Source organism: Enterococcus sp. 10F3_DIV0382 (assembly GCF_002140245.1).
Lineage (GTDB): Bacteria > Bacillota > Bacilli > Lactobacillales > Enterococcaceae > Enterococcus_B > Enterococcus_B lactis.
On the sequence record NZ_NGMF01000002.1, the window covers coordinates 77,404 to 91,193 of the forward strand.

A 13,790-nucleotide genomic window follows, 5' to 3' on the forward strand; every position below is an offset into this window, starting at 1 on the left:
TTTTTGTCTCATTACTTTGGCTCGATCTCAATGACTCGTTGAACAAGATCTTGATAAAATTCTTGTTCATGAGAGACGATGATTACCGTTCCTGGAAATTTCCGAATGCCATCTTGTAAGCTTTCTTTTGTTTCTTGATCAATATGGTTCGTCGGTTCATCGAGAATCAGTAAATTACCTTGGTTCATTGTCAACTGTGCAAGTTTCACCTTGGTTTGTTCTCCACCACTTAGTGTAGTGAGAGGTTCGCTTGCTAATTGATTGACTAGTCCAGCTTTAGCTAATTGGCGACGTAATTCTTTGATAGTCGCTTTTGGAAATTGACTGCTTAAGTATTGCAGTGGTGTTTCTAATGGATTTTCCCAGTATAGATCTTGTGAAAAGTAATTGATTTTTGTGTTATCTGGGAAGTGGAAATCGCCACTTATTTTTTCGATCTCACCAATCAATGTTTTTAACAAAGTAGATTTCCCAATCCCGTTGAAGCCTCGAATGGCAATATTTTCACCAAACCGGATGGTCAAATTAATGGGTGCAAGTAACGGTCGATCATAGCCGATGACTAAATCAGTTGTTTCCACTGCCAACGTCGTGACAATAGGCGAGAATGGAAAATCAAAGACAGCTTTACTTGCTGAAGCGGGAGGCGTCAACCGTTCGATTTTATCTAATTGTTTTTGTCGGCTTTTTGCCATCGTTGATCGGGAACCGGCTTTGTATTTCCGAATATAAGCTTCAGTCTTTTCGATTTGTTTTTGTTGAGCATGATATTGGCGCAAATAGCTTTCACGATTTTGTTCCTTTTGTTTCAATGCTTGTTTTAGATGGCCAGTATACTTAGTAATCTTTCCAAACTCGATGTCTGCGATATGGGTGGTGATCTGATCAAGAAATTCTTGGTCATGGGAAATCACGATATACGCACCGTCAAAATCCTGAAGAAACTGCGTCAGCCATTGGATATGCTGATCATCTAAGTGATTGGTTGGTTCATCTAAGATCAGAACATCTGGGTTTTCTAAAAGTAGTTTTGCTAAAATCACCTTTGAACGTTGTCCACCACTTAGATTTTTTAACAGTGAATCTAAACCTAAGACATCGATCCCCAACCCGCTGCTCATCTCAGCAACTAAGGTGTCGATTTGATAAAACACTCCTTGGTCTAATTCCGTTTGGAGTTTCCCAGCTTTTTCTAGCAAGGAATCATCGAAGGTCTCGCTATATGTTTGGTAAAGAAAAGCAATTTTTTCTTCTTTTTCGTATTCTTTTGCGTACGCAGTTTTTAGAAATTCTTCGATCGATAATGTTTCATCGACTTCTACATATTGATCAAGGTAACCTTTATGAATATTTTTTTGCCAATGGATCTGTCCATCATCTGGCAGGATCTCACCAGTGATGATTTTAATCAATGTACTTTTGCCGGCTCCGTTTTGTCCGATTAGCCCAAGATGCTCGCCAGCGTTTAATTGCAGATCGACCCCTTCGTAGAGGATTTTATCGCCGAACTGCTGGGTGATGTTGTTTAATGTCAGTATACTCATAATAACTCCTTTTTCATAAAAAAACTGCAGACATAAAGTGTCCACAGTGAATCAATTGCTTGGTTTTCATGCAACATGGATTGTTTGATTGAACCATCTTATGAAACCTAACACGGATGCCCTTTTGTTGTCAAGAAAATGAAAAAAATAGAATTTGGTCTATACTGATTATTGTAAAAAGAAAAAAAGAATGCTATAATTGGGCTATACCAAAACACAAAGGAGCAATCACTATGGAAATCATTCGTGTAAAAAACGCTGAAGAAGGCGGAAAAAAAGCATTTGAAATCATCAAAGAAGGTATGAACAAAGGTGCAAAAGTATTAGGATTGGCAACAGGAAGCACACCAGTTACTTTATATAAAGAAATGACTTCAAGCGATTTGGATTTCAGTGAAATGACTTCTGTAAACTTAGATGAGTACGTTGGACTAGGTGGTTCAGATGAACAAAGCTACCGCCATTTCATGGATGTCCAATTATTTGATAAAAAACCATTCAAGGAAACATTTGTACCAGATGGGAAAGCAGAAGATCTGGAAGCAGCATGCAAAAAGTATGATCAAATCATCGATGCTCATCCAATCGATATCCAAATTTTAGGAATCGGGCAAAATGGACATATCGGGTTCAATGAACCTGGTGCTTCATTTGACGGAACAACTTCAGTAGTTGATTTGACAGAATCAACGATCAATGCAAACAAACGATTCTTTGATAAAGCAGAAGATGTACCAACAAAAGCTGTTTCAATGGGAATTGGCTCAATCATGAAAAGTAAAGAAATCGTCTTGATGGCGTTTGGCGAAAGCAAAGCTGATGCAATCAAAGGGATGATTGAAGGACCTGTAACGAATCATTTACCAGCAAGTGTATTGCAAAACCACGACAATGTCGTTGTGATCATCGATGAAGAAGCAGCAAGTAAATTGTAATTTACAAAAGAGGCTGGGACAGAAGCGTTTAACTCCAAGAAATAAGAAGGAATTCACGAAAATTGCTTTTCAAATTTCTGTGAATTTCAGCTTATTTCCGAAGGAGTTGCTTCTGCTTCCGCCGTTTACACATGTTTAGAGCGTGAGACAAAAGTTTTTCTTTACTTTTGTCCCACGCTCTTTTTCGTAAGAGGTAAAAATTGCACTTTTTTTGTCTGCTCCTTTCAGACATGATATATTGGACTGGAGGGTGTTTAGATGAATGATATGGTATTGACAATTCCAGAGATTATTTTACGTTTAGGGATCGCTATGCTATTTGGCGGAGCAATTGGCTTTGAGCGACAATATAAAAATCGTCCAGCAGGGATGCGTACGCATATTTTAGTTTGTATGGGAGCATGTATCATTGCATTGATCCAAGTCGAGATCGCTAGTGGAGCATTAAGAGATGCTTTAGCGTATCCACAGCTTGCTGGAACGATCCGTTCAGATGAAGCAAGGCTGATTGCTCAAGTAGTGAGTGGCGTCGGTTTCTTAGGTGCAGGAACGATCATCGTCACGAAACAATCAGTGACAGGACTTACGACTGCCGCTTCTTTATGGGCTATTGCCGGATTAGGGATCGCCATCGGCATGGGTTACTATTCCATTGCGATCATCAGTTTTATCGGGATTGCTATTGCACTCACAGTAGTGAAACGCGTGATCCATGTACCTACGACTAAAAAGTTAGAAATCCAATTTATCCATAGAAAAGAAACCAAAGATTTTCTTACCGATTATTTTGAAGAGAAAAATATCGTGATCGAAGATGTGAATTTTGATGTGAAATTCGTTGATGACTATCGTGTATATAAAAATATATATACGATCGATCTTCCTAAAGGACTCACTTATGCCGATGTAATCGAGGAATTGTCCGTGCACAAAAATATCACAAAGCTACATTTAGTCAGTATTGCGCAATAAACGATCTGCCCAAAACGATTTTTATTTTGGGCGGATCGTGTTTTTGTTGAAGTACTCTTCTGATCAGTAAAATACCTTTCCTTTTTTATTTTGTTTTTTTTAAGCAAATGAAAATCTCAGCGCGTAATTCTTTGTTAAATGATAGAATAGAAGTATCAAAGGAACTTGGAGGAGAGGTATGCAATCACGTTTTAAACAATCAAAATTATTTTTCTGGACAGTGGAGCTAGTACTCACGATCGTCGGTGTGTATTTCATTTTACAAATGCCGAATATTTTTAGTCCAATATTGAAAATGCTTTCGGCTATTTTTTTGCCGTTGCTTGTTGCTGGTTTTATCTATTATATGTTCGATCCAATCGTTATTTTTCTCGAAAAACATCGGATTCCGAGAGTGTTGGGTTTTTTATTGACATTTTTGGTCGTAATCATTTTAGTTGTTTTGGCTGTCATGAATGTAGTACCTCAGTTAGTGGAGCAGACGATTCAATTGACTCAGAGCCTGCCAATCTATGCAGATGAAACAAGCAAATGGCTAAATGAATTGGCGCAGCGAGAAGAGTTTAAAAATTTCAATTTGGAAGAACAATTAGCATCAGCGAATTTATCTCTCAGTAATTTGTTCAATATCATATTGGTCAGCTTATCTGCAAGTGTCACTAAAATCATTTCATTCATGATGCAATTTTTTATTTTGTTATTTACGGTTCCATTTATTTTGCTGTTTATGTTCAAGGATGGACACAAATTTATTGATGCGTTGTCTCATTTCTTTCCGAAAGCGATTCGTAAAGAGTTGCGACAAACAGTGAAAGAATTAAATGAAACATTATCTGCCTATATCAGCAGTACGATCTTAGATGCTTTGATTATTGGTGTGATGAGCTTTTTGGCAATGAGAATATTCAATCAGCCTTATAGCTTATTGCTTGCGGTCATTTGCGGCATCACGAATATTATCCCATATGTCGGCCCTTTTATTGGAGCAGTACCAGCAATCATTGTCGGTTTGTTTATCTCTCCATTTCAAGCTTTGTACATGGCGTTGTCGATTTTAGTGATTCAGCAATTAGATGGAAATTTGATCAAGCCGTTGTTGTTTGGAAAATCAATGAATATCCATCCACTGACGATCATCTTGGTATTGATTGGAGCAGGAAGTGTCGCAGGAATATTAGGCATGCTGATTTGTATACCTGTCTATGCAGTGATTAAGACAATAATATTAAATATTCGGAAAATCTATTTATTGAGAAAAATGGAACATGTTTCTGAAAAGTTAGATAGTCCAAAATTGCTGGAAGAAACAAGTGAATAAGCCTATTTAAAAAGGGATCTTAGCGTTCATTTTATTTAGATGTACGTTGAGATTCTTATTTATATGATCCAGTTGATGCTTTTTTATAATCTAATCGATCCGTCCTGTTTAGGGTGGACGAATGAGCAAATCATGGGGTAAATATTGTTTACTGGAAATGGCTCAAAGGTATATTAGATTTCTTTCATTTTAGATAGAGTAAGTAAAACGAAGAAACCACAAGAAATGCTTCCAAGAGAAAACAATACTAAGTGTGTTAACATATTAAGTTTTGACTATCCTGTTTTCTCACTCATTTCATTTTCATCTCACTCAGAAGTCTCTCCTGAAACCGATTTTCTACCATGGTATCCTAAAGAAAAAGAATTCGGAGGGTTGTCATGAATCAGTTAAAACAAAATCTATTTTTGACGCGGCGCGATTTTGAAGAAGCACTAGAGGAGATAATTTTGCCTTTAAAACAGGAACTATTCAATAGTGAAAAACCAGGAGTACGTCTAGGGAGTAGCGGCGCGGTTTATGACGAGAAGAGAGCAGAAATGGAGGCATTTATTCGTCCATTATGGGGATTGGCACCTTATTGGATGAACCATGAGACGAAAGATGAGTTGAAAGACGTCTATCGAAAGAAAATCTTGAAAGGGATGAATCCAAAAGATTCTTTTTATTGGGGGGATATTAACGATTATGACCAATATATCGTAGAAATGGCAGCGTTATCTTTGAATCTGTTATTGAATCGAAACTATTTCTTTGATGAACTGTCAGGCACTTCCAAACAACAGTTGATTCATTGGCTAAAACAAGCCTTAGATAAAAAAATACCTAAAAATAATTGGACATTTTTCAAAATTTTGATCCGAATCGCTTTAAAACATTGTGGTGAATCATTAGATAAAGAAAAAATGGAAGCAGAATTACGCTTTATTGATACGATGTATGTAGGAAAAGGCTGGTATATCGACGGTAAATCTTCGCAAAAAGATTACTATGTTCCTTTTGCTTTTCATTATTATGGATTGATTTTTGCCAAGTTAATGAAAGACGACTTTCCTGAATGGTCAGAAAAATTCATCTATCGTGCAAAAGAGTTTACGAAGGACTATATTTATTATTTCGACTCCGATGGAGAAGCGTTACCTTATGGACGAAGTCTCATCTATCGATTTGCACAAGGTGCTTTTTTTTCTGCATTGATTTTTGCAGAAGTGGAAGCAATCCCTTGGGGTCAGATAAAGACGCTTCTTTCCAACCATTTGAAGCAGTGGATGACACACGATATCTTTACTTATGACGGACGGCTATCCATTGGGTATCATTATGAGAACCTTGTGATGGCAGAAGGTTATAACGCACCGGGGTCTCCCTATTGGGCATTAAAAGTATTTTTATTACTAGCAACTAAAAAAGAACATCCGTATTGGGAAGCCAAACCTGAACCAGTCAATACCAAAGAGAAAAGATTGATTGATAATGGAAATATGCTTTTGTGTCAGGCAAAAGAAGGAAAACATGTACTTGGTTATCCACATGGTTTGATGATCGATGGCCAAGCGCATGCCCCAGCGAAATATAGTAAGTTTGTCTACTCTACTAAATTCGGCTTTAGTGTGCCAAAAGCGGGAATCACATATGAAGAAGGGGCATTTGATAATACATTAGCTCTTTCAAGAGACGGTGAATATTTCAGGACAAAGAAAAAGGTACGAAGTAGTGAAGCAACAGAGACTTTTGTTATGTATGAATGGCAACCATTCCAAGAAGTGCTGATCCAAACAGAAATTTACCCATTTGGTGAATGGCATGTTCGATTCCATGAGATATATACGACGATTCCTTTAGAGATAAGAGAAGGCGGATTTAGTCTTTTGGTAAAAGAACCAGAAATAACTTTGTCGAAAGACTGTGCGAAAATAAAAGAAACGCATGTGTCTCAAATCATTGCAATCGAGGGGTATGAAGAAGCAGGTATTCAGGTACTAGAACCAAATACTTCTGTATTCTTTCCAAGAACCAATCTTCCCTATTTGAAAAAGAAAATCGAACCTGGCACCCATCGCTTTATTTGTTTAGTTGGCGGAATAATAAATGGAGGAGCAAAAAATGATCCAAATTGATCTAAAAAATAAAAATAATCAAGTAGTTATTGGCAAAATCGATCACGAGAAAAAAGAAACCGTATTTTCTGCAAATGGAGAAGAAATAGCAGTTTTAGCAATCAAAAATCACACATATGAAGTAGGAGACAAACTGGTCATAACGAAAGAGAAAAATGATTACTATTTTGTTGTGCAATTAGATGAAACATTGGCACCAACACTTCTTTATATTCCAGAGAAGAAATGGGAATATGTGATTCCGCTAGAAGAAACGAAAGCTTCAGTAGAGACGGGATTTCGTTCAAAAAGACATCACATATATGTTCGTAAAGCCTATGATTTTGAAGTGGAAAGCTATCGAAATGTATCTACAAACCCTCATGATCAAAAATTGATCAGTGGAGCATATCCACATGCATACGCTAATGTAGAGACGAGAAATGATGTGACTTTTTTTGCTAAAAATGCGATTGACGGAAAGTTTGGTAATCGCTCACACGGATCCTATCCATTTACTTCTTGGGGAATCAATCAACAAAAAGATGCAACTTTGACGATCGACTTTGGACGCTCAATCCAAACCGATCGAGTAGATCTTTTGTTTCGAGGAGATTATCCACATGATAGCTATTGGACAGAAGTTTCTATTTGTTTTTCTGATGGAGAAACAATAAAAGTATCAACAACAGATACGCTTGAATTTCAATCGTTTTACTTTCCCGAAAAAATGACGAGTTCAGTTACTTTGAAAAATTTGAAAAAAGCAGAAGATACATCACCATTCCCAGCATTAACACAAATTGAGATTTTCGGACGAGAAGTAATCACTTGTACTTGATTAAGAGAAATAATGATAGAAAAGCTATTCACTATATAAGGGAATCCGCTTTGAAAATCGAACAATGATTTTCGTAGGACTCCCTTTTTGTATAAGCTAATTTACAGGATGATTATTTTGGATCATTCATGACAAATCTTTTTTTATTGGTTGATCTGAAAAAATCAATGTATCAATTGATATACCTTCTGTTTCAAAAATAACCACTTCATTTCTGCCTTTTTTTAGTACATCTTTTGGACAATATAGTGATAAAACAGGCCCATGATTCCAGTACCTCCCGAGATTGAATCCATTGACGATGACGATCCCCTTACCATATAAAGAACAATCGATATAAGCATCTGCTTCTTCAGCAAGATCAAACTCAAATTGATAAAAAGAAGGCTGTGATGGGTCTTTGCCAGCGGAATAGTCGATTTTATCTAGTTGAGCTTGTTCGAAAGTCAATGGGTAATGGCGGTATCCAAGATGGAAATGGATATCTTGCATGACACCATTGCGAATCCCTTTTGATTGGGAGGGACTATTCAATTTTGCACCGTAATTAACTCTTCCTAAATTCTCAACTAGAACATCTAATGCGATAGTGGGCTGATTTTTTTGTCCTTCAATCATCATTTCATCACCCAGTGTTTCTTGTGTTTGCGTTTGTTCGTATTTGCCGTCAATATATATTTGTGCACGATCGTTTGTTTCGATTAAACGTAATTTATTTTTATGTCCGTAATTTTTTAAGGTAAGTGAATATAATAAATAGCCGTAGCCATTGCTTGCTTGTTCCATTGTCAAAGGGTAATCTGTTTTGATTTCTTCACAGATCTGTTCTTTTATATGAAATAGAGAAACGCTTCTATTTACCGGATAAGTCCCTAGATTTTTTAACGTTTTTGTTCGGGGCTCTGCTTGCCAAACAGATGGACAAACTTCTTTGATGACCCTTTGAACTGCATAATATTTCTCAGTAGGTTGTCCAGCTTCGTTTAATAGTGCATCGTAATCATAGCTTGTGATTTGCGGAAGATCTGTATTGCCTCGAGCAGAACACCCATTATAAAAACCAAAATTTGTTCCCCCGTGGAACATATAAAGATTCAAGGAACCAATTTCTAACATCTCTTTTACTTCAGTTGCTAATTCTTCGGGATCACGCGTAATGATAGGTTCTCCCCATCGATTAAACCATCCATCCCAATACTCCATACACATGATCGGCCAATTTTTTTGATGATTCTGCATAAATTCTTTTAAGACCTGCGCATTTTCTTTTGAGTGGCTTCCAAAATTACCAGTCACAAAAATGTCTTCATCAATTAATGTACCAGCATCTAACACCTCTAGCCAAGCACCATCGGAGGTAAATAAAGGAACATCAATCGAATGTGCAAGCATCAATTCTTTTGTTTGGCGTAAATAAGATTTTTCCATTCCGTAAGAACCGTATTCATTTTCGAGCTGCATCATGATGACTGGACCACCTTGTGTGATCTGAAGAGGTGCAAGTTTTGGTAGAAGTACTTGATAATAATTTTTCAATTTTTCCATAAATCGAGGATCGGTAGAACGTACTCTTATATTAGGTTCTTTCAATAACCAAGCAGGTAATCCACCAAATTCCCATTCAGCGCAAATGTAGGCGCAAGGACGTAAAATTACCATCAAGTCTAATTCTTGTGCAATTTTTACAAATCGAACGACATTTTTGAATCCGGAAAAATCAAAGGAACCTTCTTGTGGTTCGTGAAGATTCCACGGAATATAAGTTTCAACCGTATTTGCTCCTAGTGCTTTTAAATTATATAAACTGTGCTCCCATTGAGAAGGGGGTATTCTGAAATAATGGATTGCCCCACTAATGATTTTTGTAGGAATACCGTCGACTAAAAATTCGTCTTTTATTTTAAATGTTTGCATGTCTATTCATTCTCCTTACCAGTAAGTGTTCCATTCAGGTTTTGCTAAACGCATAAGCGCTTCTAAATAAAAGTAGTCGCCCCATAGATTTGGCTCATCGACTCCTTTTCCTTCCGCATGAGCATAAACGCCATGTAAAAGAATTCCTTCATTTTCTGGATCATTTTTAGCAGTATAGTGTGTTCCTAATTGATAAATCATTCCTTTTGCTATTTCTTTTGCTTCAGGATACGCTTCCATTTTTTCTGCTTCTAATAATCCACATGCAGCAATCGCTAGAGAAGAACTGTCTTTATCTGATGGAAAATCATCATTGAAATCAAAATCCCAGTAAGGTACAAGATCTTGAGGTAAATGTTCTAAGAAAACATCGACGATCGCTTTGTAGTTCAACGGAAAAGGAGCAGAATGCAAGTATCGCTCGTTTAGTGGAATCCCTAAAATCGCCCAACTTTGCCCTCTAGCCCAGATCGACTCATCACTATGACCTTGATGTGTTGCACCATGTGTTGGAACTCCTGTGTTTGAGTCAAAATAATAGGTATGGAAAGTCGTGGCATCTTCACGAATCACGGTATGCAACAATGTCTGGTAATGCTTGAAAGCCACTTCTTTATAATGTGGGTCATTAGAAAGCGTACATGCTTGGAACAACAAAGGAAGATTGATCAAAGAATCAATAATCAAGCGGTATTCGAGAGGATCACCGTATGCTCCCCAAGCTTGGATAAAATTCCCTTTGTTCTGAAATCTTGCCACTAAAATATTCGCAGCTTGTAAAAGCGATTCTTTACACAACTGACTATCCACGACTTTATACCCGGCTCCAGCAGATAAACTATAAAGAAAACCGATATCATGATGATCAAGGATGAAGTGTTGGTCTAAGCGTTTTTGAAAGCTATGGATATTTTCCATTGCACGTACTAGAAATTTCTCTTCTTTTGTCCATTCATAAGATAACCAAAGCATTCCCGTCCAAAAACCATTTGTCCAATCATCATTTTTTTTGATTCGATATTTTCCGTTTGTTGCACAAGCTGAAGGGAAATCTAACCCGAAACGAACCATATTTTTTTTGATACGCATCATGCACCATTCAAATTGTTCATCCAACCAATTTTTATCTACAAATGTTCCCAATTCAATCAACATTTCCTTTTTTTGTTGAAGATTCATAGCTACCTCCTCTTAAAATGTTAACATATTAACTTGAAAATAGTATAACGTATTTAGAAAAAAAAAGCGAGTATTCAAGAGGATTTAAAAAAGTTTCTTAGAAGAGAGCAAACAAAAAAGTGAAAGCTATTCCGCTTCCACTTCAATTTTTGTTTTAAAGTATTTCCAATGTTTATAACTGATGATATATTCTGCTACACTTTGATCTGCTAAGTAAGAGTGTTTGATTTGTTGTACAACAGGTTCTCGGAAACTTAGATTCAATAGATTAAGTAGTTCTGCATGCTCTGGGAAAACAATTTCATTTGTTTCCACAGAAGCAAGGGAAAAAAGATCAATCCCAAAATCTTTACGAACTTTTTCGTATATACTTGAATAGACAGAAATATCTTTTGCTATTGGTTCTTTCACTAATTTTTTTGGTAAGTGAGTGATGTGGACCAAAAAGGGTGTGTCTTCAAAGAAACGAACACGTTTAATTTTATAGTAAGAAGCATTTGCTGGTAAGCCTAATTCCTTTAAAATATCCATTTCATTTTCTTCCTCAATCGAGAGTACTTTAACTTTTTCTTTATCTAAAGAATGTAGTTCGATATCAGAGAATTTCACACTTTGAGAAACTTTTGATTTTGAAACGAATGTTCCTTTTCCTTGGATACGATAGAGATAGCCTGCAGCAGTTAGTTCATTGAGAGCCTTGACTGCAGTAATTGAACTAACAGAATATTTCCGTTTGATATCTGCTTCTGAGTAAAATTTATCACCAGGAATAAAGTGGTGGTTTTTGATTTCTTCAAGTAAGTCTTGCTTGATTTGCTCGTATTTAGGAATCATACTAGAAGTCTTCCTTTCTTTCATCATCATTATCTAATAGGATAACATGTTAACATATCCAAATCAATTAAAACCCATAAAGTCTGCTATTGCAGAAGTAAATAAAATTATGACGGTAGATAAATTTAGTGGAACTTTATAAAAATAATAGAAGTAAATTGGGATAAAACATCACATTTTAGAAAGCGGATACAAAAATGTCTGATGCAATGGACAAATTTCAGTGAAACAGATGGGGTAAAAATGGTTATGATAAAGATACAAAGGGGGAAGGATCATGACTAGTCAAATGAATCGAGAAAATAAATTAGTGCTACTATTGTCAAAACAAAATCATTACATGACTTCAGAAGAATTAGCTGATTTATTAGATACCTCGACTAAAACGGTCTACCGCTTAGTAAAAAAAATAAATACAGAATTTCAAAATGGTCACTTGATTTTATCAGAAAAGGGGAAAGGGTATAAATTAGACTACGAAAAATTTATTGAACGAAACAAAGAAACAAATAATCTATCAATTAGTCTATCGCCAAATGAACGTCAGAATCGTGTAATGGAGGAACTTTTACTGTCTTCACCAAGAGCAATCAGGATATCTGAGCTTTTTAATGCCTACGAGGTGGGTGATTCGGCAATTTCCAATGATGAGAAAAGTATCGCCCAAAAGTTGAGGAAGTTTGATCTTCAATTGATTCGAAAAAATCGGACATTAGCCATCAAAGGTTTAGAAGAAGATATACGTAGCGGGCTTGCAGAAGTTATTTGGCGCATGAATATCCTTGATATAGATGAAATAAATGCTTCGAAAACGTTCAATTTCAATCGTTACGATGTCTTGTTCGTTTCAGATCAATTAAAGCTAATCGAAAAAATATTAGAAGGTGGACTTCCTTATCCTTACAATGTCAATATTTTTTCACATCTGTATATCTTGATCAGTCGCTCAAGGAAAAGGAGTGCTCCCGCCAGAGAAGAGGAACTAACCACGGAACAAATTGAATTCTTTGAAAAAGATAACCAAATTAAAAAAACAGCCGAAATCGTTATACAAAATGTTGAAAAATATCTGGCAACTTCGTTATCTGTGAATGAATCTTACTATCTCTATCAGTATCTAGTTTCCTCAAGAATGGAAAAAACAACAAAAGAAATAAAAAAATTTCCAGAAGAGGTAGAAAAAATCACTACTTACTATTTAGAAAAAGTAGGCAAACGAATCAATATGAAAGTGACAAATGAAAGTATTTTTATTGATCTAGCCAATCATATCAAACCAATGATCAATCGCTTAAAAAACCGTATCCACGTAAAAAATGGCTTGTTGGACCAAATTCAGCTGACCTATGAAAAAATCTATAACAGTGTGTCTGAAGTATCTAAAGAAGTCAGTCAGCACTTCAATTACCTCTAATCACTGCAGATGAGATTGGCTTCATAACGTTGTATTTCGCACGGATGTTAGAAACACAACAATTACCGATTCAGACATTGATTATGTGTACGACAGGTATTGGAACTTCTGAATTGTTGAAAGCAAAAATCATCAAAAAATTTCCAGACTTAAATATAGTAGATGTCATTGCGACAAAAAACTATCGTACGGCTTTAGAAAAAAATCCGAACATCGAATTGATTTTGACAACAGTTGGAATCCGCTCACGATTAGGAGTCCATACATTACTTGTTAGTGCGATGCTAACAGCAGATGATCAATCACGAATCCAGAAAAAGATTGGGGAAATCTATAATGAAAGATGAGTTCATCGAAAAAATCGAAGTATCCGTTACTTCTCAACGAGAGGCATATCATTGGTTAGCAAGTTCACTTTACCCTGGAGAAGAAGAGAAAATAAGCATATTGATGGAAGCTTTTCTTATGCGTGAACAAAATGGAAATATTCAAATTGAAGAGGGGATCATTCTTCCTCATATTGAACATGAGTTGATCACTGAATCAAAAATCATCATTTTGTATCCCCAAAAAACCATTATTCAATGGAACGAAGCAATCGAACAAGTCGATTTGATTCTTTTTGTATTGCTTTCGCCAAACGAAACTACGGAAAAAAAGAAGAAAATAGCGAATTTCATGATATGTTTAGCTGACGAAAGATTTATTCAAACATTAAAGAAAAGAAAATAAGGAGAGACAAA

General features: G+C 36.1%; 10 protein-coding genes and 1 pseudogene. 7 read left to right on the plus strand and 4 right to left on the minus strand.

Translation table 11 applies throughout. The annotated features are described in order from the left end of the window. Positions 1 to 11: 11 nt before the first annotated feature. Positions 12 to 1,544, minus strand: a complete 1,533-nt coding sequence (locus A5849_RS10950) for an ABC-F family ATP-binding cassette domain-containing protein (protein WP_002320501.1) — start codon at positions 1,542 to 1,544, stop codon at positions 12 to 14. Between the two features lie 233 nt (positions 1,545 to 1,777). On the opposite strand from A5849_RS10950, the gene nagB reads away from it, so the two are divergent. From nagB to A5849_RS10975, 5 genes are all read left to right on the plus strand, one after another. After that, the gene (nagB, locus tag A5849_RS10955; RefSeq protein WP_002287787.1) at positions 1,778 to 2,479 is read left to right on the plus strand and encodes a glucosamine-6-phosphate deaminase; all 702 of its coding nucleotides are present in this window, start codon (positions 1,778 to 1,780) and stop codon (positions 2,477 to 2,479) included. A 258-nt stretch (positions 2,480 to 2,737) separates the two neighbouring features. Then, the gene (locus A5849_RS10960; protein WP_002290559.1) at positions 2,738 to 3,451 is read left to right on the plus strand and encodes an MgtC/SapB family protein; all 714 of its coding nucleotides are present in this window, start codon (positions 2,738 to 2,740) and stop codon (positions 3,449 to 3,451) included. A 178-nt stretch (positions 3,452 to 3,629) separates the two neighbouring features. After that, on the plus strand, positions 3,630 to 4,769 hold the full coding sequence (locus tag A5849_RS10965) for an AI-2E family transporter (RefSeq protein ID WP_086310101.1): 1,140 nt from the start codon (positions 3,630 to 3,632) through the stop codon (positions 4,767 to 4,769). Positions 4,770 to 5,149: 380 nt separating this feature from the next. Further along, the gene (locus A5849_RS10970) at positions 5,150 to 6,886 is read left to right on the plus strand and encodes a DUF2264 domain-containing protein (RefSeq protein ID WP_086310102.1); all 1,737 of its coding nucleotides are present in this window, start codon (positions 5,150 to 5,152) and stop codon (positions 6,884 to 6,886) included. After that, the gene (locus A5849_RS10975; protein WP_002345545.1) at positions 6,873 to 7,706 is read left to right on the plus strand and encodes a hypothetical protein; all 834 of its coding nucleotides are present in this window, start codon (positions 6,873 to 6,875) and stop codon (positions 7,704 to 7,706) included. Before A5849_RS10970 ends, A5849_RS10975 begins: the two co-directional genes overlap by 14 nt. A 126-nt stretch (positions 7,707 to 7,832) precedes the next feature. On the opposite strand, the gene A5849_RS10980 is transcribed toward A5849_RS10975, so the two are convergent. From A5849_RS10980 to A5849_RS10990, 3 genes are all read right to left on the minus strand, one after another. Continuing rightward, positions 7,833 to 9,620, minus strand: a complete 1,788-nt coding sequence (locus A5849_RS10980) for a beta-galactosidase family protein (protein ID WP_002310008.1) — start codon at positions 9,618 to 9,620, stop codon at positions 7,833 to 7,835. A gap of 15 nt (positions 9,621 to 9,635) precedes the next feature. Beyond that, on the minus strand, positions 9,636 to 10,799 hold the full coding sequence (locus A5849_RS10985; protein ID WP_002310009.1) for a glycoside hydrolase family 88 protein: 1,164 nt from the start codon (positions 10,797 to 10,799) through the stop codon (positions 9,636 to 9,638). A 126-nt stretch (positions 10,800 to 10,925) separates the two neighbouring features. Next, a complete protein-coding gene (locus tag A5849_RS10990) occupies positions 10,926 to 11,633 on the minus strand; it encodes a GntR family transcriptional regulator (protein ID WP_002290565.1) in 708 nt (235 codons plus the stop codon). A gap of 277 nt (positions 11,634 to 11,910) precedes the next feature. Here A5849_RS10990 and A5849_RS10995 point away from each other — a divergent pair. Continuing rightward, positions 11,911 to 13,394 (plus strand): annotated as a pseudogene (locus A5849_RS10995) (transcription antiterminator). Beyond that, on the plus strand, positions 13,384 to 13,779 hold the full coding sequence (locus tag A5849_RS11000; RefSeq protein ID WP_143353380.1) for a PTS sugar transporter subunit IIA: 396 nt from the start codon (positions 13,384 to 13,386) through the stop codon (positions 13,777 to 13,779). The pseudogene A5849_RS10995 and the gene A5849_RS11000 overlap by 11 nt, the downstream one beginning before the upstream one ends. Positions 13,780 to 13,790 lie beyond the last annotated feature (11 nt).